This is a genomic window from Carnobacterium divergens DSM 20623, assembly GCF_000744255.1.
Taxonomy (GTDB): domain Bacteria; phylum Bacillota; class Bacilli; order Lactobacillales; family Carnobacteriaceae; genus Carnobacterium; species Carnobacterium divergens.
In genome coordinates, this window is record NZ_JQLO01000001.1 from 2,087,621 (window position 1) to 2,110,427 (window position 22,807).

Here is a 22,807-nt window from a genome sequence, read left to right on the forward strand (position 1 = left end):
TCAAGATATTTTTTCATATATATGGGAATCGTACTAGTCACGTTTTAGTGTTGGAAAGATATTTTTAAAGTAGACGAAACTATTCTTTTGATTATCCATCAAAACTTTTTCGTAATTTTTGCCGACATCGATCTAATGCATTTCGTACTTTCAATACCTCACAATCAAGATTTTTTGCGATCTTCTCTAATTCTAGGTTTGCTAAATAGCCATTAAACACTTGTCGTTCAAATGAAGAAAGTGTGTCATAATAAGCTGTCACATTTTCACTTATCATCATCTTATCGTATGCTGTCACTTGTTCTTCTTGGTTGGCTATGTACTTGGGTGCATGATTATTTTCCAACATTTCATCTAAAGAATCAGATAGCCGATCTGCTCCTCTTTTTTTAGCATTTTCTTTACGAATCAAACTAAATAAATGATGCTTTAAATTAAGTTTATAAAAATTCCCAAATGTATGACCCTTACCTTCCACAAATTGCTGAATGGCTTTAAAAAATACCATTCGTGCTTCTTGTAAATAATCCTCTTCTTCTAAGTATTTAAAATAGTACATGTTGCTTAGCTTTTTTGTTAATGGTAAATAACGGAGGAACAATTGCTCAAATTCTTCTGTCTGGCCTCTTTTTATTGCTACAATCAGTTCCCCATCACTCTTTCGTTCATTGTTACTGTTCATTTGAATGCCCCCTTTTAATTCAACACTAGAAGGGAACGATTACATATTATTAATAGAAAATAACGTTTCGTTAACAATCACTCTTTTTTAGAAAGATTTTCACGCAACTCTTCTAGCGTTGTTAGTTGTTGGGAATCCCAAGGTGTATTGCGACGCATTGTTTTAGAATGAAAACTTACAGTTTCTGCTTTAATTGCTTGTTTGGCACGTTTTAAATCACGATAAAGTTCATTGGCTGATTTTCGGAGCGCGCCTTTAGAAAAGACAAGCCATTGTTCTGCCATATCGCTTGTTGCTACTGTTACTTGGGTCAATCGATTATTTTTTTCTTCAACAATACGTTCAATATAACTATCCGCAGTTTCTCCTTCTTTCGTGAAAATAACTGTAACTAAATATTTTTGAAAGGATGTTTGGATTCCAGGAACAAATTGTGCATCAAATACGACAAGAATTTCAATACCCTCGTAACGTTGGTAATTAGATAATTGATGGAGCAATTGATCTCTGGCTTCTTCCATCTCATCTTGGTTTTTCAGCTTTACAAGCTCTGGCCAAGCGCCAATCATATTGTAACCATCCACAATCATTAATTCTTTTTTCATACGTGATGCACCTCCTTGTTAGTTAGATTTGATTGCGACCGCGGTAAACTTCATACATCAATAGGCTGGTTGCAACACTTGCATTTAAACTTTGAACATGACCTACCATTGGAATCGTAACAATACCGTCCATTTGTTCTTTAACTAAGCGCGAAATTCCTTTTCCTTCATTACCAATTACTAAAGCAATTGGTAACGTTGTTTCCCATTTACGGTAATCAACACCTGCCATATCGGTTCCGTAAAGCCACACACCGCGTTCTTTCAGTTCTTTGATTGTTTGTACCAAGTTCGTAACGCGAGCAACGGGGACGTGTTCAATAGCCCCTGTAGAAGCTTTTGCCACTGTAGCTGTCAATCCAACCGCTCGACGTTTAGGAATAATGATTCCGTGAGCACCACTAGCATCTGCTGTTCTCATGATTGAACCTAAATTATGTGGATCTTCTACTCCATCTAATAAAATAAAGAATGGATCTTCGTTTTTTAAAGTGGCAGCAGCAAAGAGATCATCCAGTGTCGCATATGGAAAAGCGGCAGCAGCAATAACAACGCCCTGATGATTTACACCATCGACTAGATTGTCTAATTTACTTTTAGGAACTAATTGAATTTGGGCGTTGCGTTTTTTAGCAAGACTCATAATTTCATTCATTTTAGATCCCGTCAAACCTTCTTGTAAAAAGACTTTATTGATATCTCGTTCTGATTTCAAAACTTCAATTGCTGGCATTCTGCCTGCTACTAAATCACGCTCTTCTTCTGTTTCTTCAATTTCAGCCACGTGTTTTGGTTCGCTTTTTTTGAACGTTCGTTGCGGTTTGTTATTTGATTTAGGACGGCGATTCTGTTGTGTTACTTTTTTACCAAAATTATTACGCTCATTTGCCATGTTGATCTTCCTCCACTTTCTTAATACACCATTGAATCAATTCTTCCATTCGTTCGGTTTGCTTTTCTAAGTGTAAATAACCCATCAAAGACTCAAAACCTGTCGCTACTCGATAAGTAGTGATATCAACATTTTTAGCAGATGTATGACTTTTTCCATTCCGTCCACGTTTATACATTAATAGTTCCGTTTCTGAAAGCAAGCCTTCTTCTGCTAACATTTCTTTCATTAAATAATTTTGCGCTTTTGCTGAAACAAATCTTGTTGCAGCTTTGTGTAGCTGATTCGGTCTTGTTTGACCTTGGTTTACTAAATAATCGCGTATATAGATTTCGTAGATGGCATCACCCACATAAGCTAAAGCTAAACCATTTAATAAACCCCAGTCTTTTTCATTCGTTTTATCCACGTCTCCATCTAGCTCCTTGTGGGGTATCATCGATAATGATGCCCTCGTTTTTTAATAAATCTCTAATTTCGTCGCTACGAGCAAAGTTTTTAGCTGCTCTGGCTTCTGTGCGTTCCAATAATAAGGCTTCAATATGAGCATCTAATAGCTGAGTTTCTTCTTCTAAAATGATTCCAAACACAGTCAGTAATTCTTTTAACATTCCTAACATCGCTTCTACGACTGCTTTCGAAACTTCTTTTTGTTCACTGTAAATGTTCATCATTTTAGCTAATTCATAGACCACCGTAATGCCATTTGCTGCATTGAAATCGTCATCCATTTCCACGATAAATTGTTCTTTAATTGTCGTTAATTTATCAAAAAAAGATGGATCTGTTGGCAACTCTAAAACAGAGTCACTTAAACGGTAATGTAGGTTTTCATAAGCTGTTTTTAATTTTGCTAAATTGACTCTTGCTTCTTCAATGGCTGTTCCACTATAGGCAATTGGGCGACGATAATGAGTGGTTGCCATAAAGAAGCGTAGAATCTGTGGGTCTACTTCTTTTATCATATCATGGACTAAAACAAAGTTGCCTAATGATTTACTCATTTTTTCATCTTCGGCACCAATTGTGACAAATCCGTTGTGCATCCAGTAATTTGCAAAGGGATGTCCTGTTTTCGCTTCACTTTGTGCAATTTCATTTTCATGATGAGGAAATTCTAAGTCTTGTCCGCCACCATGAATGTCAATCGTATCACCTAAATATTTTGTTGCCATTACCGAGCATTCGATATGCCATCCTGGACGTCCTTGTCCCCAAGGTGATTCCCAGCTGATTTCATCGGCTTTAGCTGATTTCCACAAGGCGAAATCAATTGGATCTTCTTTGCGTTCATTTTCGCTAGATTCCAAACGATTGCTTGCTCCGATTTCTAATTCATCAATCGTTTTATTGCTTAGTTTTCCATAATTTTTGAATTTACGTGTACGGTAATAAATATCTCCTGCTGATTCATACGCATATCCTTTTTCGATTAAAGCTTCAATAAATTGGATAATGTCTGGCATATTTTCCATTACCCGTGGATTTGACGTTGCTTTTTCCACACCTAACGCAGAGGTATCTTCATAGAAGGCAGAAATAAATTTATCTGCTACTTCTGGTGCTGTAATGCTTAATTCTTTGGCTGCTTTAATAATTTTATCGTCAACATCAGTAAAATTCGACACAAAATTCACTTCGTAGTCACGAAATTCTAAATAGCGACGAACCGTGTCAAAAGCAACTGTACTTCTAGCATTTCCAATATGAATGTAATTGTAAACGGTGGGACCACAAACATACATTTTAACTTTCCCAGCTTCTAATGGGACAAATTCTTCTTTTTTTCTAGTTAATGTATTGTAAATTTTTAACATTATTCTCACTCCGATCTTTTTAGTGAACTGATTTAAGTAATCTTACTAGTCGCTAGCCTCTTTTAACTACTTTCGCTGGAATTCCCACAGCCGTTGTGTTGGCTGGAATGTCCTTTAAGACAACTGCTGACGCACCAATTTTAGCGTTTTTTCCAATTGTAATTGGACCTAATATTTGTGCATTTGCCGACAGCAATACGCCATTTTCAATCGTTGGATGGCGTTTGCCTTTATCTTTCCCAGTTCCACCCAATGTTACTCCATGAAAAATAATTACGTCATCTCCAATAATCGTAGTTTCTCCAATTACTATTCCCATTCCATGATCGATAAAAAGTCTTTTTCCAATTGTTGCTCCTGGATGAATCTCAATTCCAGTCAAAAATCTGGCAAATTGAGCAACTATTTTAGCTAACAAAAAGAGATGTTTTTGGTAAAGAAAATGAGCCATTCGATAAAATAAGAGTGCATGGAAACCAGGATAGGTTAATAAAATTTCCAAATTGCTTTTGACTGAAGGGTCATTTTGTTTAACTACCGCAAAATATTCTCTTATGGTTCTCATCCTCCGCTCCCCTCCTTTTGAAAGTCTTTCTCTAAGTAAAGTAAAAAAAAGCGCCTTTTAATTAACTTAAAAGACGCTTTTGCGTGGTTCCACTTTTTTTTATAGGCACTTCAAAAAGTTCCTACCTCAGACACATTAACGGATGTGAACCGACAATTGTCTACTTGATTCGACAATGTAACTCCGAGACGCATTTCAATTAGGTTGGAACGTCTGTTTGCACCGATTCAGACTCTCTTTAGAACCAACATTAATTTACTCCTTCTCATCACTGTTTTAACTATTAATTTAGTATTATAGTCTGTTTAAGCTAAATTTGCAATAGCTGCTTCTAAATGAGCTTTTGCTTTAGCACGACCTAATAATTCAATTGTTTCACCAAGTTCTGGACCATGTGATTGACCTGTTACAGCTACACGAATTGGCATAAACAGGTTCTTTCCTTTAATCCCAGTTTCTTTTTGAACAGTTTTAATACCAGCTTTAATGCTAGCAACATCAAACGTTTCAATTTCATCCAACACTTTGTGGAAGGCTTCCAAAACAACTGGTACCGTTTCGCCAGCTAATACGTCTTTGGCTACGTCATCTAACTCAGGGACGTCACTAAAGAATAGGCTAGAAAGTTCAACAATTTCAGCACCATAACTCATTTGTTCGTGATATAAGCTAACTAATTGACGCACCCACTCAATTTTTTCAGGAGTTGGATTTTCTTCAACTAAGCCAGCTTTGATTAAATGAATTAATGACAAGTCTGTCAATGTATCTAAATCAGTTGCTTTAACGTATTGATTGTTAATCCATTCTAATTTTTTAGCGTCGAAAGCTGCTGGAGATTTGCTTAAACGTTCTGGATCAAACATTTTGATAAATTCTTCTTTACTAAAGATTTCATCTTCTCCAACTGGTGACCAACCAAGTAACGTAATAAAGTTAAACATCGCTTCTGGCACATAGCCTAAATCACGGTATTGTTCAATAAATTGTAAAATACTTCCATCACGTTTGCTTAATTTTTTCCCTGTTTCGCTGTTAATGATCAAGGTCATATGACCAAATGTTGGAGGAGTCCAACCGAATGCTTCATAAATCATTAATTGTTTGGGTGTATTTGCAATATGGTCATCTCCACGTAACACATGGCTAATTTCCATGTAATGGTCATCAACTGCTACAGCAAAATTGTAAGTCGGTACGCCATCACGTTTAACAATAACAAAATCGCCACCAACACTACCTGATTCAAAGCTAATTGGACCTTTTACTAAATCATCAAAACTATACGTTGTATTTTGTGGTACACGGAAACGAATGACAGGTTTTAAACCAGCTGCTTCTTTTTCTGCTTGTTGTGCAGGTGTTAAATTAGCGCATTTCCCAGCATAATGAGGCATTTCACTACGAGCTCTTTGAGCGTCACGTTCTGCTTCTAATTCATCTTCTGTACAGTAGCACTTATAGGCGCGATTACTCAATAGTAACTGTTCTACTAATGGATCATAAATGTCACCACGTTCTGATTGACGGTACGGGCCATAGTTGCCTGGATTTGAAGGACCTTCATCCCAGTCCATGCCTAACCATGTTAAATTGTCTAACTGACTAGATTCCCCATCTGCAATATTTCTTTTGGCGTCAGTGTCCTCGATTCTTAAAATAAAATCTCCACCATTGTGACGCGCAAACAAGTAATTAAATAATGCTGTACGAGCATTTCCAATGTGTAAATGTCCCGTTGGGCTTGGTGCGTAACGTACACGGATTTTCTTAGTCATAATTGTTTCCTCTTTTCTTATTTTTAGGTTGTTGACTTGCCTTCATTTAAAAAGCCAAGCAACTCCCTTATTGACTTAAACTAATTATACCTTTTTCTCTAATAAACAAACAGCCATAGCGGCTATTCCTTCTTTACGACCAATAAATCCCATCTTCTCAGAAGTAGTCGCCTTGATGTTAATCCTTGTCATTACTGTTTGACAATCATCGGCAATATGCATTTTCATTGTTTCGAGATAAGGTTGCATTTTAGGACGTTCCGCTACAATTGTAGCATCTATGTTCCCTAATGAATAGCCTTCTTTACTTAATATATCCCAAACTTCTCTCAGTAAAAATCGTGAATCACAGTTTTTATACTGTTCATCTGTATCTGGGAAGAAATGACCGATGTCACCTTTTCCAGCTGCACCTAATAGCGCATCAATAATGGCGTGCAACAACACATCGGCATCTGAATGTCCTAGCAGACCTAATTCATAAGGAAGCTTGACGCCACCAATAATACACTCTCTTCCAGATACTAATTGATGAACATCATAGCCTTGTCCGATTCGCATCATGATTTTCTACCGTCCTTATCTTCTGTTCTTCGCTTCAAAAGTACTGCTTCACCAATCAACATATCTTCTGGGGTTGTTAATTTGATGTTATCATAATCTCCTGTCACTACAGCCACTTTCCCTCCGTAATGTTCCACTAAAGAAGCATCATCCGTTCCAAAGAATCCTTCTATTTTAGCATTTTGATGCGCAGATTTGATTGTTTTAATTAAAAAACCTTGTGGTGTTTGAACTTGCCAAAGCGATTCTCTTGGAATTGTTTTTTCTACAACCTGATTGTGCACACATTTTATCGTATCCTTTACAGGTACCGCAACAATTGCCGCATTTGTTTGTGTCATTTTATTAACAAGTTCATCAACAACCTTTTGTTCAATAAACGGTCTTGCTCCGTCGTGAATTAAAACAAATCCCTCTTGATTTTTTAAAGTTGCCAATCCATTATACACGCTATCTTGTCTTTCCATTCCGCCAACTACAATCGTAATTGGCGTTTTTGTTGAACCAAATTTTTCACTGATTAATTTTTCTAATAACAATTGCTCGTTTTTTTCGACAACTAATACGATATGCAGACATTTCTCATCTTGCAGAAAAGTTTCTAAGCTATACTCGATTACAGGTCGATCAAGTATACACAGTAAAATTTTATTCGTAGAAGCCACCATCCGCCTACTTTGACCAGCTGCTAGTAAAATTAGCTCATAGTCCATTGCGACCGCTCCTATTCTTTATCTTTGATTCCTCTTTGTGCGTGAACAGGTTTAGCAAAAATCATTCGTCCAGCAGCTGTTTGAAGAGCACTTGTTACAACCACTTCAATCGCTTTATTCATATAAAATTGACCATCTTCAACAACAATCATAGTCCCATCATCTAAATAAGCTACACCTTGGTTCCGCTCAGTTCCTGCTTTTACAACCATCACATTCATCGTTTCTCCTGGAATAACGACTGGCTTCACAGCATTTGCTAACTCATTGATATTAAGCACAGGAACATTCTGAAACTCGCTAACTTTATTCAAATTAAAATCATTCGTTACTACAACGCCATCTAGTAATTTTGCTAATTTGATTAACTTACTATCTACTTCTGTAATATCTTCAAAGTCTCCATCGTACATTTCAACGTTCATATCTGACTCTTTTTGCAATGCATTTAAAATATCTAAACCACGGCGCCCTCTCACTCGTTTTAAGCTATCAGCAGAATCTGCGATATATTGCAATTCTTGTAGCACAAAATTGGGAATGAGCAGTGTCCCTTCAATAAATCCTGTTTTGGCGATGTCATAGATACGTCCGTCAATAATGACGCTAGTATCCAAGATTTTATACTTACGATAACTCTCATCATATTTACGTTCTAACATTTGACCTTCATCGTCTGAATTTTTCTTAGGTTTGGATTGAAATAATTTACGCCACTCTTCACGTCTTGTTGTTCCAATTCGGTATCCTAGATATGCAAAAATCACATAAACTAAAATTGGCAATGTACTGCTTAAAACTGGCCATTTTAACCCAATCAAAGGCATCGTCACTAAAAAGGCTACTAATAAACCGATAATCGTTCCGATACTACCAAATAGCAAATAACTTGCACTTAGCTGATTTAAATACGCTTCTGCTTTTTTCACACCACGTTCAATATACTTCACGAGAACAACTGAAATTAGTAAAAATATAATGGCTCCAAACAAAATATTCGTGACAGTATTATTAAGTAACACATTTGTTACATTGAATAGATTCCAGACATCTGGTAGAAAACTTGCTCCGATACTTCCCCCAATAATGACTAGAATCGTTGTTATGATTTTTTTTGTCAAAGAAATTCCTCCTCTATTTAAAGGTGCCTTTGCAAAAAACGGCACCCTTGTTATTATGCTTAATTTTCACCAAAGGCCTTTCTTAAAGTATCTGCAATGGTGGTCACACCAACAATTTCAATTTCTTTTGGAAAAGTCCAACCACCAATGTTGTTTTTGGGAATGAACATGCGTGTAAATCCTAGTTTAGCTGCTTCTTGAACTCTTTGATCAATCCGACTAACACGTCTAATTTCCCCTGTTAAACCAATTTCTCCAATAAAACAATCTGTGGATTTGGTTTCTTTTTCCCGATAACTTGAAGCAATGCTGACGGCTATCGCCAAATCGATAGCCGGTTCATCTAGTTTAACACCGCCTGCTGCTTTTAGATAAGCATCTTGATTTTGCAACAACATGCCTGCTCGTTTTTCTAAAACAGCCATAATCAACGATACTCGGTTATGATCTAACCCGCTAGCCGTGCGTTTTGCATTTCCGAAAACGGTTGGCGTAATCAACGATTGAACTTCAACTAAAATAGGACGAGTCCCTTCCATTGCAGCAACAATAGCAGATCCCGTTGCACCTGCTAAACGCTCTTCTAAAAAGAGTTCAGACGGATTTAGTACTTCGATTAATCCACCATCACGCATTTCAAAAATTCCAATCTCATTAGTCGAACCAAAACGATTTTTTACAGCTCTTAAAATTCGAAATGTATGGTGTCGATCGCCTTCAAAATAAAGGACTGTGTCTACCATATGTTCTAACATTCTGGGTCCTGCGATTGCACCTTCTTTTGTCACATGACCGACGATAAAGATAGCAATATTATTGCTTTTGGCAATTTTCATCAAGTCTGCCGTGCTCTCGCGTACTTGACTCACACTTCCAACAACACTTTGAACATCTGGTTGGCTCATTGTTTGAATGGAATCAATAATCACGTAGTCAGGTTTGATGTCTTCTATCGTTTGACGAATGGCTGCCATATCTGTTTCTGGGTAGATAAAAAAGTCTGATCCTTTTACTTCTAATCGATCTGCTCGCATTTTAATCTGACTTGCACTTTCTTCTCCTGAAACATATAAAACTCTACCACCTACTTGATTTAATTGAGCAGACACTTGAAGTAATAGGGTTGATTTTCCAATACCTGGATCGCCACCAATTAAAACAAGTGAACCTGGAACTACCCCGCCACCAAGAACACGGTTAAGTTCACCTAATTTTGTTTTGACTCTTGGTTCTTTTGAAACAGTTATATCTTGAATTGCTTCAGCTTTAGCTGCCTTCCCAGACATGCTAACACGGCTTCTGCGATCGTTTTTGTCGGTTTCCATTTCTTCCATCATTTGATTCCACGCGCCACAACTTGGGCAACGCCCCATCCATTTAGGAGTTTCGTAGCCACAAGCTTGACACACAAATTTCGTACTTTTTTTCTTGGCCACTTCTTTTTATCCTCCTTATATCTAATCGAAAAACATACTAAGTTCATTTTAACATAGAATTGTTTCAACTAGATGAAAAAACCTTGAAAAAAGCTTTAAGAAATCGTTATTTTGTTAAATACTAACTTAAATTTTTATAAAACAATAAAAGTCGCTTTCATTTTGTGTTTTATCCGTCTATTTACGATTTCTTCATCGTTCTTATTGTCCGTTAAAATAATGGTTTTCTTTTAATTTTTTAGCTTTTTAGCATTATTTTTTCTGTTGTTCGCTTTTATCATGCCTGTAAACATGGTAATATAATAATAATCGTTATTATTATTCCGCCAATTATTTTCTCTCTACATAGATAACCCGTTGAGAGGGGCTTTTACATGATCATTCTGGGGAAAAAAATCAAGAAAATTCGTAAACAGCAAAAGTTGACACAAAAAGATTTATCTCAAGGGATTTGCACGCAGGTGACTATCAGTAAAATCGAAAATTACGATAAGTTACCAAACCTAATTATTTTAAATAATATTTGCAAACGTTTAGGTATTCCCATTAATGAGGTTTGTATCGAAAATTCAAACGACCATTCAAATTATGTCTTTTTCCAATCTTTGGAAGAGTTTTGCGACAACCAGCAATACCTAAAAGCACATCAGTTCATTGAAAAGCACAATCCAAAAGTAAAAAGTTTTACATCTTTGGAAACAAAATATTACAATTATTTTTTGGGTTTAACACAACTTTATGTATTTAAAAGTTTAGAAGACAGTCTTTATTATTTCAATTTAGTTTTATTAATGGAGAATCCAACGGCTATGATTGATTTTGTTGATGTACTAACAACCAACGCAATTGGCGTTGCTTATCAACTCCAAAAAGACAGTGTAAAAGCTTTAACTTATTTTGAAAAATCAATTAAGCAGCTCCAAAAGTTCGATCAAGTAGATGCCATTCCTTATCAACAGTTGATTCATCTGTACTTAAATACAACTGAATTTTTCAATTCTAATCAACAATATACTAAGACTTTTAAACTCTATAAACACGCTCAAAAAATAATTCAAAAACAAAACCTTACAAAACGAGTAGACGAGCTTTATTATGAAATGGGCAATACCTTTTTTGCTATCAATGATTCCAAACAAGCCAATAAGAATTACTTACTGGCGTTAGCTACAGCCTATTTAAATGGCAACGAAACATTGCTTACTAAAATAAAAAGCAAGCTAATTGCCTCACCATTCAATCAAGTTTTAGCGTTATTTGAGGAGGATATTTAAGTTTATAGACCACTTAAAAAAGGATACACACTAACAGGAAATTCATTCCATGTTTTTAGTGTCTATCCTTTTTTGTGTCTTGCTGAGATTGTTTCTTTAAAAGTGTACTCTTGCAGTTAATTTATCTTCAATACTTAAATTTTCATAATATTTAGGTTCCCACGTTTTTTCTGTCTTTTTAGAAAAAGCCATAATTGATTTTTCAGGAACGACTACTAACATATCCCCGTTTTGTTCTGCGATAATATCCATGAATTCATCTTTTTTAATGATAATCCGATATGCTTTTTCAGGATGTTCTGGCGAGCTCACCAAATGTCCCTTTGCTAAAAGACCTTCACTCCAAATAAAATCTAATAAATCTTTTTTAATCTGTGCATCCATCCTACACAACCCCATCCTTGATAAATTAAATAACCATTCTTAATAACTAATTTTACAATTATATTTTCATGTTTGTTCTTTCTGAAAATAAAATAGCATTTTCTATGTGATTTGTAAAGGTATCGTGATGGTTTTCACATGATTTTTTAACCGTTCCTTGAATTTATTTAGTTAAATATCAAACAAATGTGTTTTATAATCACTGTATAAGGTTCCATTTTGTGAAGTAAATTGTAAGATTTGGCATTTAGCTGATGGATTTATTTTTTGAGAGATTTGAATGTGTTGAACTTCTTCTTTTGTTAACAAATGGATATGACCATTAATTGTTACACTTTTAAAAATTGTTTGGTTATAATAGCAAATGATTCCTGTCACAGGCAATTCAAAAAATGATGCCTCAATTTGATAGTTTGTGATATCAAAATAAAATGTTTTTAATCCTACATAGCTGATTGGTGTAACCAATCCCTTCATTTCAGGTATTCCTTCATGAGTAATAATTCCTAGCACAACTACTTTACACTGCTCCCACAGTTCTAACGAAATTCTTTTAACAGTCATTTTTATCAATCCCCCTACTGTTCTTAAAAGAAATATAAAGATGAAAGGCACTATCTTTATTCGGATAGGCTTTCATCTTTATAGATTTAAGTTCTTACTTAATTAGTTCCCAAGGTCCTCCGACTTCTGCTCCTGGTGTATTGCCTTGTGTCCACCATTTAGCTTTATATTGGTGGCCTTGATAAGTGACGATATCTCCACCAACATAGACTTTCGTTGCACTCCATTCATTGGTTGCCGGTGGTGGTGTATCCGTTGTTTTTACAACTAAAGCTGCACTTGCTGCTGAACTATTTCCAGCTGCGTCATAAGCTTTAACTGTATAATTGTAAGTGGTTGATGCTTTTAAATTAGTATCTGTAAAGCTCACACCGTTTGTAACATTGCTAACTTCCACTCCATCACGAAGTACTTTGTAACCTGCAACCTTTATATTATCTGTTGAAGCAGACCATGTAACAGTTGCTGTCGAACCCGTTACATTGCTTGCTACTAAATTAGTTGGAATGCTTGGTGCTACAGTATCACTTGGATCGGGTGGTGTTACTTCGCCATTACCTGTATAAATATCTTGCTTACCTAGCTCAACGCCATTTTTTGCCATTCGTTGAGTTAAACTAATTTTTTGAATATTTTTAACATCAACTGTAGCTGCACTTGACTTCAAACGGAATTTATATGAGGCTCCTTGTGGAATCGTTTGACCGTCATAAACAGATGAAAGGTCAATTGCAGTCATGCCATTTGCTGTTGTTACTGTTCCAGCAGTATAATCACCCGCCGTTAGTGTTTCATTTGCGCTTGTTGTTAAATAGAATTTTGGAGTTTTAACCGTTTCAAAAGCAAGTTCTGTTAATTTTAGAACTTCATTGCTTTCATTTGCAACTTCATTGTTTTTGATTGTAATTTCGTATCCTGCTCCATTTTCGTTATAAGGCGTGATGGTTGCTTGAACATTTAAATTTGTATAAACGATTGGATTACTCGGAATTGCAGTGTTTCCTAATAGGCCTGTTTTAATCGCTTTTGTCAATTCATCGCGTTTTGTTGAAGTCGTTGGTTTATCTTGTGACTGCATCCACGAAATGATTCCACCTAGCTTTTTATCCTTTACATATTGCGATTTATAGCCAATTGAGCGTGTATTGTCATAACTGAAAAATTCACCCGTATCTTTACTGTATAAATAAGGTGCTTTCGCCACGTCATCCCAATATTCAGTCAAACCTGTCGTCGCTTTTTTCAACGCATCGATGCTACGGTACGCCCAAACACCACCAGCTCGTCCACCATCACCAGAAGTTAAAGGTTTTTCATTTTTAGCACCATAGGTCAAAGATAAATCAGCATCTTTATTGTTTTTTTCTGCAGCTTGGAAAAGTCCTGGTTGTAATGGGTCATTTCCTTGCGCTACCTTATTCCAGCCCCTTGTATAGAAAGCGGAGCCAATAACAATTTTATCTGGGGATGCACCTTTGTCTTCAAGATACTTAACCGTTTGATCGACAGACAGCCCACTGTTGTATTGAGGGTCTTTTGGATTGCCATATAAAGCTGTATGGTGCGCACTTTGATTGCTCCAAGCGCCATTCATGTCATAGGTCATAACATTTGCAAAATCAACGACTTTAAATAAGTTGGCCACGTCAATTCCTGCTGCTAGTGTTCCTTGAGATGCAGGTAAAGCAACAGTTAGTTCATATTTTTTGCCAATTTCAGTTCCTTGCTTTTCTAAGCCTGCACGCAAATCTTTTAATAGTGTAATATAGTTGTCTTTGTCTGCTGGTGTTGCATTTGGAGTTCCTGTATCATTTTTATTATCTACAGTGTCTGGTTGTCGAACAGAAGTTGGATATTCCCAATCAATATCGACAAAATCCATGTTTGTATATTTAACAAATTTCATAGCATTGGCAACAAAATTCGCTCTTGCTGTTGGGTTTGCAGCAACTGTTGAAAAGTTTGCTGATTTTGACCAACCGCCAATTGAAATCCCAATTTTCATATTTGGATTGCTTGCACGTAAATCTTGGAGGGCATTTAATACGCCCGCATTTGCTCCACCCCATTGAACGCCTTCTTGTCCAACTGGTGCACCGACTGCTGCATCTTTATCTGTAAATTTAAAATTCCCATTGCTATCAAAATCCATAAAAGCAAAATTCAAATGTGTTAATTGATCTGCTGGAATATCCTTTGGATAAAAGTTTCCTTCTCCACCCCAGATTGACCAATCACCATAATACATCACGTTGCGGTAAGGAGCTGTTTCTGCTGCCTGCACTTTTTCTGGTGAAGCAATCGCTACCGTTACAACTGTTGAAGCAGCTAATCCACATGTTAACAAAATAGTAGCAAATGTTCCAAAAACTTTTCGATTCATTTTCTTCATTTTGACACCTCTTTTAGTTAGTTTTCTATTAGAGTCTAATAGAATTGTAGCTTTTTAAGAAAACGCTATCATTTAAAGTTTTCTTAACTCCATATCTTTGAATATTATTGAGAACACAGTTTAATCTTCTTTTTTATTAAAGCTGATTAAATTACAGAATAATACGTCACCCCTCCTTTACATATTTTGCCATCCCAATTATGTACAAAGCAATTATCGTGCCAAATGAAATACCGTGTATTCCCTCACTTCACACTTACACAGAGAGCTTACACAGTATTATATATTTTTACACATACGAATTACTTTATTACACTAAAGTAATATTTATTTGAATAAAAATAACAAAACACCAATATATTTTTCAAAATAAATGATAGTTTAAAAAGAGTCGATTTCTTGGAAATAATATCCAAAAAATCGGCTCTTTTTACTTTATGATAGATTAAATTGCCATCCAATGCCAAACTTATCGATTACTTGACCATACTTCTTAGACCAAAATGTTTCTGTCAAGGGCATCGTTATTTTCCCACCTTCAGCTAATTGATTAAATTGAGTAGTTAACTGAGTTTCATCGGATGTATCAATGACTAAGGTAATATTATCGCCCGGCTTATACTCCATAAAATCAGGAACATCAGCGAACATGACTTTCGTACCTTCCATTTCAATACTGGCATTCATGATGAGCTTTTTAGTTGCTTCATCCATGGGAGGTGCCCCTTCCATTTCAACTTCTCCATAGGTCATAATATCCTGACATTTTACTGAAAATACTTTCTCATATAATTCGATTGCATCTCTTGCTTGATTTTTGAAATTTAAATAGATATTTAAAGGCATGATTGGTTCCTTCTTTCTATTTATTTTAATTAAATTGAGTATAGCACAGAGTTTAAATAAAAGGATAATGATATCTTCAAAAAAAAATAATCTTAACCAAGACGCACGTATGGTTAAGATTATTTGAAAGATTATTTACGTTGGAAATCTAATGAAGGATTTGCAAATACTTGATTTTTCAACACAAGTGTTTCACCTTTTAACATCCAGTTAATATCAGATAGTTGGTAATGAAAGAGATCGTTTAGTTTAGTATCACCAAAGCTTGATTTGATTCCTTCTTTTGTATAGCTTAAAATAACTTCCTTAGCTGTTTCTTTCTCAACTTTTACTAATTTTGTTTCTTTTTTCATCGCTTCAATATTTTCTTTAGAAATATCTTTTTTAGACAATGATAATTTCACTTTGGTGTTCGTTACATCATACTGATTAACACCTTTACGACTTAAGTTGCTTTCAAAAATTAAATCTAAGCCTTTGGTTCCATTCATATCAACAAAACGAAATTCTGAATCTTTGCCTTTGTTCACAATTTTAAAAGTTCCTGAAGCACTGGAACCCGTCCATTCACCTGAAACCTTGCTAAAGAATGGGAACACGTAATAAGTAAAGATTAGTGCTGCGACAATCATAATTCCCAATAGACTATATAAAATTGGCCCCATGTATTTAGCTAATTTACTTTTAGGTTCTTCTTCAAGTTCTTCATCTGAAAAATCTTCTAGATCATCTTCAAACTCCTCTTCTAATTCACTTGCTTCAACAACTTCTTCTTTTTCAATAAGTACTTGCTCTGCTTTTTCAGTAGTCTCTTCACTTGCCATTTCCTCGCTATTTTTTAACTCGTTTTGCTCTTCTTGATTATTGTTTTTCTCTGTCATTTGCTTTCCCCTTATTGTGTTATTGTAATCATCTCTTTTAAATTAAAACTAGAGTTATTCACTAATTCTCATTATATCTTATTTTCAGTAAAAATGTATCTTTACTTGTAATTTAAATGAACTAAATTTAATGAAACAATAGAAACCCTTGCTACACCAAGCGGTCAGATACTTTTTTCTTTTTTCAATCTATCTTTCAACTAGAAAAAAACAGCAACCGTAAATTGCTGTTTTATTTAAATTTTAAATTATTTTCTTTTGCTAATTTCATTTTCATTTGAATTAACGGTTTCGTTTCGGCCAAGATTTTTTTATCCGCTGAACTAATCGTGCTTAAGATGTTTTTTTCTTGAACCAGTAGTAACCCAAAATATAAAAAGTAGACTTCTTCTGTTTTGACCTCATCATCAATTTCAGTTGTTTCGTAAAGAGAAGCTAATTGCTCTTTTACTTTTACAAATTGTGGGTCTTGTTCCGCAACTATTTGGTACAAAGAATTTTGATCCACTGTTTGTTGTTTTTTAACTTGTAGGTAACAGATAGCCATCCAATAAAGGAATTTTTCTTTTTCAATTGGTGTTAACGTAATGTCTGCTTCCATCCCTTTTAGCTTATCTTCTAATTCGATTCTAAGTTCTTTTCCAAAAGGCCAATCTTTTCCTTTTAGAACCTCCCAGTAGAAATTGTAAAAGAAAAACCGAAGTGCTTGTTTATTGCCTTTTAGCGCTAATGTTTTTGAATCAAATTGAAAATTATACTCCGCAATGTATTGTGCTACTCTTTCTTTCGCACGGTAAACATAATTATAGCTACAGTAATATGCTTCTGCAAAATCATTTAATGTTGCTTCTTTTGATTGAAATGATTCGTTAAGTAATAAATAGAAAGTAGAATTTTTTCTAAGAGCAACATAGACGTTTTCCATTTCAAAAGTTGGATTTTTACTAAATGAAATTGTATCATTTTCAATTGTAATGTTTAGTTGGTCTGCCCAGGTTTCTATAAAATTTTGAAGTTGCATCAGTTCTAATAGTAAAACTTTTTCACTTATATTTAAATAGGCACTACAAGCGTCTACTGATGTCTTTTGAGTTACTGCCAAATAGTCTAGTAAAGCAAGTTTTCTGCTGTCTTTTTGTTCTATTAGTGACTTCATTCTACCAATCCTCTTCTATATTTTTTTATCTAGACAACTTTCACTGGTTTTCTATTTAGGTTTTAATTATTTTCTGTTAAAATGAAGCTACTATTTATTGAAAAAACCGATTAGAGTCACCTGTCGTATCAACAATCCTACAGCTTTTTTATAGCTGTATTCTCATTATATCCGATGACAGATTAATTAGGAAGATTCATTTTATGCTTTTTCTTATAGCAATTATCAGTTTATACCTTAATTAATATTATATACACTCGCATAAACCGTTTACATTCATTGGAATTTAATAAAAAAAAAGATGTTTTTTTGCATAAAATTGAATTAAAAAAACAAAAAAATTGAATAATCGCGTTTTTTTATTCAATTTGTGTATATTACGACATAAATTGAACTAGTTAAGCTCTTACTCATCTTTCATTTTCTAGGAGGTTACATTTTGATACGGTTACTAAATAAAGATGCCTTAAATAAATTAAAATTATTTTATCTTTTAAAGGAATCTGACGAAATTCAAACCATTTCATCAGTATCTAAAAAATTTAGTCTAGATAAGCGAACAACTCTTAGATTGTTACAAGCTTTTCAACAAGATATTCTTCAATTTTGTTTAGAAAAGGATATTCATTTAGATTTTCAAAACGAGCGTAACATTATTTTTACGCTTGTTGATTCCTTTGATCCTCAAATACTCTATGTAAATTATTTAGAACAGTCCATCAATTTTAAGGCTTGTTTAGATATTTTCAACCAAGATTTTACGAACATCTCTCAATTTTCTGCCAAGCACTATCAAAGTGTTTCAACCACTAAACGTTATTTGGACAGCTTAAAACGTTTAGTGAAGCAATATGATTTAACTTTGGATCTTGCAAAAAATCAAATGATTGTTGGTAAAGAACATCAAATTCGCTACTTCTACTATACTTTTTTTTGGGAATCGTATAGCTCTACACAATGGCCCTTCCCGGATATTGATTTGCATAGATTACAAGTAACTCTTCATGATATTACAAAGAATTTTAAAAATCTTCCCATTCCTGATGTTAATAAAATGATTGTCTGGATTGCAGTTTCTCTAATTCGAATTAAACAGGGTTATGTCATTGATTATGAAGAAGACTATCAACAATTTCAAAACCACAATCTTTCCTACGACCAATTCCGAGAATTTGCACTGACTTTAGCTGAAACTTTAAGTTTGCCTGCTGAATTATTGACGAAATACGAACTGCAGTTTTTGTATTTTTCATTAGCGACCACCAGCTCTTTTTCTCATCATGATTTTTATTCAGTTGTTGATATTGATACAAATCATGAATTTGTACCTGTTACTGCTAGTCAAATATGGATTAAACGATTCTGTACATTTTTTGAAATCTCGTTAACTCCGAACGAGTATTTCTACCTTTATACAAATTTACTCTCTCTACACAGCCGCGCACTATATTTAATTGGACCTAGTAATGTTTATGGTATTTTAGACAATGGTTCTAACATTTTTAAGCGTTCTCCAGATAACTATGTGAAAATTAAACAATTCTGTTTAAAATTAGAAAGAGATGAACCTTATTTTTCACTTATTTTTAAACGCAACAATCAATTGATCCCACAGTATTTAATTTTAGTCCTTGATTTGCTAAAAAGAAAAGAAAAACCCGTTTCGATTTACCTTGCTTCTGGTTTAAATGTCATCGAACGAGACTCTTTACAAGAGCAAATGAAAGATTTAAATCCTTTTCCGATTGTATTTAATGAACACATCGAAGATATTGATTTGATTATAACCGATGTTTCAATACCTAAAATTTTTAGTAAAGATATACCTGTTTTTCATTGGAATCCGATTCCTACTAAAAAAGATTTAAAATTAGTAACTAAGCTTCTTTCTGAATTGCATTATGTAAAAAATAATAAATAAAAAAACATCCCATTAAACATATGGGATGTTTTTTTGCTAGTTGCCTGAAGAACCAAATCCGCCTGTGCGTTCTGTTTCAGATGTATCATTATCTACTTTCAAAAAGGGTAAAAAGATGCCTTGACCTACTCGTTCACCTTTTTTAATAACTTTATCTGTTAAACCAAAATTGATAAATTGAAACATAATATGTCCTTCATTAGCATCATTGCCATAATAATCTGCATCGATTACACCAACACCATTAGCTAAAATCAAGAAATTTTTCAAGGGATTACCGGAACGGTTTGCTAGCTGCAAATATTCTTCAGCCCCCATATATGCTTTGATGCCAGTTGGTACTAACACGGGTTTTAAAAATTTTTGATCTTCCATCGTAATCTCTGTATCTTTAAATGCATTCGTTACTTCCCAAATCACATTTTTTACTAATGTTTTCCAAAAAGTAGGAATGACAACATCTTCCGATGCTTCAAAATCATAACCTGCTGCTTGTTTAGTAGCTCTTGTTGGGAGATTGATTCCTTGATCTTGATACTTACTTATTACTTCAAATCCTCTTTTTCTGGTCATTCTAATGGCTCCTTTTTAATGATACTATCAAATCCTATTTTACGTTCTACTAGATACGCAATCCAATTTATTATAGCAAAGATAGCACTAAGAAGCGAAACATTATTCAACAACTTAAAAATGATTAGGCGTCTTGTTTCGTAGCAGCAATCAGCAATTCTCGAATAATCACTTCTTGTGGCAAATCATACATGAATTTAACAGATTCAGCCACGTATTTAGGATTCATTGAAGTCCCACCCATCGTTGCTTTCCATTCTTGATAGCCTTCTTTGATACTATCGCTAGTAGTATGACCCAACAGTTCCGTCTCAGCAGCCCCTGGCGCAACTAGCATTACTCGAACGTTAGTGCTAGCTACTTCCTCTCGAATAGTTTCTGTTAAGGCATGAACACCAAACTTCGACGCACTGTAAACCGCATGATTGCCAAAAGTTTTACGACCTGCAATGGAAGAAATATTTACAATCGAACCGGCATTTCTTTCCATCATATCTTTTAGTACAATTTTACTTCCATTTAAGACTCCTTTGATGTTAATATCCAACATCATTTGCCACTCATCACTATCTTGTTCCCATACATTTCCAAGCAACATCATGCCTGCATTGTTAATTAATAAATCAACTTTCCCGTATTTTTGTTCTGCTTCACGAACAGCTTTTTCAAATTCACTAGCATCTCTCACATCTACTTTTCGAACAAGAGTATTTGGCAAATTAAATTGCTCCATTAAGTCTACACGACGTCCAATTAATAATAATGGATGCCCCGCTCTACTAAATAAATAAGCCATTTCTTTTCCAAAACCACTACTTGCACCCGTAATCACAATTAATTTTTTCATTTCATTTTCCTCTTTTCGTGTATTTATCTTCTTAGTATATTATACTGTTAGAAGATTACTAGTACGCACTTGTTTTTCACTAAGGAACCTTTTAGTAACGATATACTGGTTTAAAGGAGCGAAAAAAATGTATTTAAATGAATTTGATGCCACCATGAAATTAATTCAAGGCAAATGGAAAATTATGATTCTATATGAACTTTATGAAAGCAAAACCGTTCGTTTCAATGAACTTCAAAAATACATCGAAAAAATCTCACATAAAACATTAACCAATCAACTACGAGAACTAGAACAAGACCAACTTATTCAACGGAAAATCTTTAAGGAAGTTCCTCCTCATGTTGAATACTCTCTGACAGAAAGCGGACAAAGTATGATTCCTGTATTGGATGTTATTTGTAATTGGGGATTGGAACATATTTCTCATGATAAAATCCAGCGTTTATTATGTAATGAAGAATAGAAAAAGTCAGTAATCTGAGGCAAAATGCCATTGAGATTACTGACTTTTTATTTGCATGATTATCTTTCAGCTTAAAATAACAAGCCTGCAACAGCAGCTGATAAAAAGCTAACTAAGGTTGCTCCAAATAATAATTTTAATCCTAATTTCGCTGCTACATTTCCTTGACGTTCATTTAAGCTCTTAATTGCGCCTGAAATGATACCAATCGATGAAAAATTAGCAAATGAAACTAAAAAGATAGAGAGAATTGCCATTGAACGGTCTGAAAATTGAAGATTTCCCATTTTTAGGTTGGTCATTGCCACAAATTCATTGGAAACCAATTTAGTTGCCATAATGCTTCCTGCATCAATGGCTTCGCTCCAAGGTATTCCCACTAAAAAGGCTAATGGTGAAAAGGCATATCCTAATACATTTTGGAAAGAGATTCCAAAAACACCTTCAAAAATGGCATTAATCATTGCAATTAATGCAACAAAACCAATCAACATCGCTCCAACTGTAATCGCTACTCTAAAACCATCCATAATATATTCGCCCAGCATTTCAAAGAAGGTTTGTTTTTCTTCATTTTGAACTTCCAACATATCCTCTTCTTCAGAAACTTCATATGGATTTAATAACGAAACAATGATAAATCCGCCAAATAAATTCAAAACTAATGCTGTAACGACATATTCTGGTTTTAACAACATCATATAAGAACCGACAATCGACATGGAAACCGTAGACATAGCTGAAGCACATAGCGTATACAGACGTTTTTCAGATAATAAATCCAATTGCTTTTTGACTGAAATGAAAACTTCTGATTGACCTAAAATAACAGAAGCGACTGCATTATACGACTCTAATTTACCCATACCATTAATTTTACTTAAGCCTAGACCTAGATATTTAATAATAAATGGCAGTACTTTGATATATTGTAAAATTCCAATCAAAGCTGAGATAAACACGATGGGCATCAACACTGCTAAGAAAAATGAATTCCCTTTTGGATTGATGACATCACCAAAAACAAAATTTACTCCTTCTGAAGCATACATAAGTAATTGGCCAAATCCATCTGCAATTCCAGAAACTAAGTAATTTCCTACTCCAGTATTCAACAATATGTACCCTAGTACAAACTGTAAAACCAACATCGTAAAGATTGGTCGAAATTTGATTTTTTTACGATCTTTGCTAAATAACCATGCCGTTCCTAAAATCAGAAAAATACCGATAACTCCAATTAAATACTTCATCAAACTCCCCCTCTTTACTTGATAGATACGATGTTCTATCGAATTTTGCTAAAGGTTTTTTTAATGCTCAAACTTTT

Annotated in this window: 23 protein-coding genes and 1 other annotated feature; of the genes, 3 read left to right on the plus strand and 20 right to left on the minus strand. The window is 34.5% G+C overall.

What is annotated here, in order from left to right; translation table 11 throughout:
* Nucleotides 1-91: 91 nt before the first annotated feature.
* The 11 genes from BR52_RS10025 to radA all read right to left on the minus strand — a co-directional run bounded on the left by BR52_RS10025 (nucleotide 92) and on the right by radA (nucleotide 10,173).
* Nucleotides 92-682, minus strand: coding sequence for a sigma-70 family RNA polymerase sigma factor (locus BR52_RS10025; protein ID WP_034572226.1), 591 nt, complete (start codon nucleotides 680-682; stop codon nucleotides 92-94).
* Nucleotides 683-759: 77 nt separating this feature from the next.
* Nucleotides 760-1,287, minus strand: coding sequence for an NYN domain-containing protein (locus tag BR52_RS10030; RefSeq protein ID WP_034572227.1), 528 nt, complete (start codon nucleotides 1,285-1,287; stop codon nucleotides 760-762).
* 22 nt (nucleotides 1,288-1,309) lie between these two features.
* Nucleotides 1,310-2,179, minus strand: coding sequence for a 23S rRNA (guanosine(2251)-2'-O)-methyltransferase RlmB (gene rlmB, locus BR52_RS10035; protein WP_081890725.1), 870 nt, complete (start codon nucleotides 2,177-2,179; stop codon nucleotides 1,310-1,312).
* Nucleotides 2,169-2,588 (minus strand): Mini-ribonuclease 3, encoded by a 420-nt coding sequence (locus BR52_RS10040; protein WP_034572228.1) that lies wholly within the window; start codon nucleotides 2,586-2,588, stop codon nucleotides 2,169-2,171. The genes rlmB and BR52_RS10040 overlap by 11 nt, the downstream gene beginning before the upstream one ends.
* Nucleotides 2,581-3,996, minus strand: a complete 1,416-nt coding sequence (gene cysS, locus BR52_RS10045; protein WP_034572229.1) for a cysteine--tRNA ligase — start codon at nucleotides 3,994-3,996, stop codon at nucleotides 2,581-2,583. Before cysS ends, BR52_RS10040 begins: the two co-directional genes overlap by 8 nt.
* Nucleotides 3,997-4,048: 52 nt before the next feature.
* Entirely contained in the window at nucleotides 4,049-4,561 is a 513-nt protein-coding gene (gene epsC / locus BR52_RS10050; protein ID WP_034572230.1) for a serine O-acetyltransferase EpsC, read from the minus strand.
* Between the two features lie 66 nt (nucleotides 4,562-4,627).
* Nucleotides 4,628-4,842: a binding site (T-box leader), on the minus strand.
* A 24-nt stretch (nucleotides 4,843-4,866) separates the two neighbouring features.
* Nucleotides 4,867-6,339: a glutamate--tRNA ligase gene (gene gltX, locus BR52_RS10055; protein ID WP_034572233.1), complete on the minus strand. Its 1,473-nt coding sequence runs from the start codon at nucleotides 6,337-6,339 to the stop codon at nucleotides 4,867-4,869.
* Between the two features lie 84 nt (nucleotides 6,340-6,423).
* Entirely contained in the window at nucleotides 6,424-6,903 is a 480-nt protein-coding gene (ispF, locus tag BR52_RS10060) for a 2-C-methyl-D-erythritol 2,4-cyclodiphosphate synthase (protein ID WP_034572236.1), read from the minus strand.
* Nucleotides 6,900-7,616 (minus strand): 2-C-methyl-D-erythritol 4-phosphate cytidylyltransferase, encoded by a 717-nt coding sequence (gene ispD / locus BR52_RS10065; RefSeq protein ID WP_034572238.1) that lies wholly within the window; start codon nucleotides 7,614-7,616, stop codon nucleotides 6,900-6,902. The genes ispF and ispD overlap by 4 nt, the downstream gene beginning before the upstream one ends.
* 11 nt (nucleotides 7,617-7,627) lie before the next feature.
* Nucleotides 7,628-8,737, minus strand: coding sequence for a PIN/TRAM domain-containing protein (locus BR52_RS10070; protein ID WP_034572240.1), 1,110 nt, complete (start codon nucleotides 8,735-8,737; stop codon nucleotides 7,628-7,630).
* Between the two features lie 59 nt (nucleotides 8,738-8,796).
* Nucleotides 8,797-10,173: a DNA repair protein RadA gene (gene radA / locus BR52_RS10075; RefSeq protein ID WP_034572242.1), complete on the minus strand. Its 1,377-nt coding sequence runs from the start codon at nucleotides 10,171-10,173 to the stop codon at nucleotides 8,797-8,799.
* Nucleotides 10,174-10,547: 374 nt separating this feature from the next.
* Here radA and BR52_RS10080 point away from each other — a divergent pair, with 374 nt between their 5' ends.
* The gene (locus BR52_RS10080; protein ID WP_034572244.1) at nucleotides 10,548-11,447 is read left to right on the plus strand and encodes a helix-turn-helix transcriptional regulator; all 900 of its coding nucleotides are present in this window, start codon (nucleotides 10,548-10,550) and stop codon (nucleotides 11,445-11,447) included.
* 96 nt (nucleotides 11,448-11,543) lie between these two features.
* Here the strand turns inward: BR52_RS10080 and BR52_RS10085 are convergent, their stop codons facing one another.
* The 6 genes from BR52_RS10085 to BR52_RS10110 form a co-directional block, all read right to left on the minus strand.
* The gene (locus tag BR52_RS10085; RefSeq protein WP_051915702.1) at nucleotides 11,544-11,831 is read right to left on the minus strand and encodes a hypothetical protein; all 288 of its coding nucleotides are present in this window, start codon (nucleotides 11,829-11,831) and stop codon (nucleotides 11,544-11,546) included.
* Nucleotides 11,832-12,002: 171 nt separating this feature from the next.
* Nucleotides 12,003-12,395, minus strand: a complete 393-nt coding sequence (locus BR52_RS10090) for a hypothetical protein (protein ID WP_034572246.1) — start codon at nucleotides 12,393-12,395, stop codon at nucleotides 12,003-12,005.
* A gap of 94 nt (nucleotides 12,396-12,489) precedes the next feature.
* Nucleotides 12,490-14,787: a glycosyl hydrolase family 18 protein gene (locus tag BR52_RS10095; RefSeq protein ID WP_034572248.1), complete on the minus strand. Its 2,298-nt coding sequence runs from the start codon at nucleotides 14,785-14,787 to the stop codon at nucleotides 12,490-12,492.
* 435 nt (nucleotides 14,788-15,222) lie between these two features.
* Nucleotides 15,223-15,633 (minus strand): VOC family protein, encoded by a 411-nt coding sequence (locus BR52_RS10100; protein ID WP_034572250.1) that lies wholly within the window; start codon nucleotides 15,631-15,633, stop codon nucleotides 15,223-15,225.
* A 131-nt stretch (nucleotides 15,634-15,764) separates the two neighbouring features.
* Nucleotides 15,765-16,514, minus strand: coding sequence for a hypothetical protein (locus BR52_RS10105; protein WP_051915703.1), 750 nt, complete (start codon nucleotides 16,512-16,514; stop codon nucleotides 15,765-15,767).
* Between the two features lie 232 nt (nucleotides 16,515-16,746).
* On the minus strand, nucleotides 16,747-17,670 hold the full coding sequence (locus BR52_RS10110; protein ID WP_034572253.1) for a helix-turn-helix domain-containing protein: 924 nt from the start codon (nucleotides 17,668-17,670) through the stop codon (nucleotides 16,747-16,749).
* A gap of 439 nt (nucleotides 17,671-18,109) precedes the next feature.
* Here BR52_RS10110 and BR52_RS10115 point away from each other — a divergent pair, with 439 nt between their 5' ends.
* A complete protein-coding gene (locus BR52_RS10115) occupies nucleotides 18,110-19,591 on the plus strand; it encodes an AcpB/EbpR/MafR family transcriptional regulator (protein ID WP_034572256.1) in 1,482 nt (493 codons plus the stop codon).
* A 36-nt stretch (nucleotides 19,592-19,627) separates the two neighbouring features.
* On the opposite strand, the gene BR52_RS10120 is transcribed toward BR52_RS10115, so the two are convergent.
* Both BR52_RS10120 and BR52_RS10125 read right to left on the minus strand, forming a co-directional pair.
* Entirely contained in the window at nucleotides 19,628-20,164 is a 537-nt protein-coding gene (locus BR52_RS10120; protein WP_034572259.1) for a dCTP deaminase/dUTPase family protein, read from the minus strand.
* A 124-nt stretch (nucleotides 20,165-20,288) separates the two neighbouring features.
* The gene (locus BR52_RS10125; protein WP_034572262.1) at nucleotides 20,289-21,011 is read right to left on the minus strand and encodes an SDR family oxidoreductase; all 723 of its coding nucleotides are present in this window, start codon (nucleotides 21,009-21,011) and stop codon (nucleotides 20,289-20,291) included.
* A 127-nt stretch (nucleotides 21,012-21,138) separates the two neighbouring features.
* Between BR52_RS10125 and BR52_RS10130 the strand changes: the two genes are divergently transcribed.
* Entirely contained in the window at nucleotides 21,139-21,477 is a 339-nt protein-coding gene (locus BR52_RS10130) for a winged helix-turn-helix transcriptional regulator (protein WP_034572265.1), read from the plus strand.
* A gap of 71 nt (nucleotides 21,478-21,548) precedes the next feature.
* Here BR52_RS10130 and BR52_RS10135 read toward each other — a convergent pair whose 3' ends face one another.
* Nucleotides 21,549-22,730, minus strand: a complete 1,182-nt coding sequence (locus BR52_RS10135) for a NupC/NupG family nucleoside CNT transporter (RefSeq protein WP_034572268.1) — start codon at nucleotides 22,728-22,730, stop codon at nucleotides 21,549-21,551.
* Nucleotides 22,731-22,807: the final 77 nt, after the last annotated feature.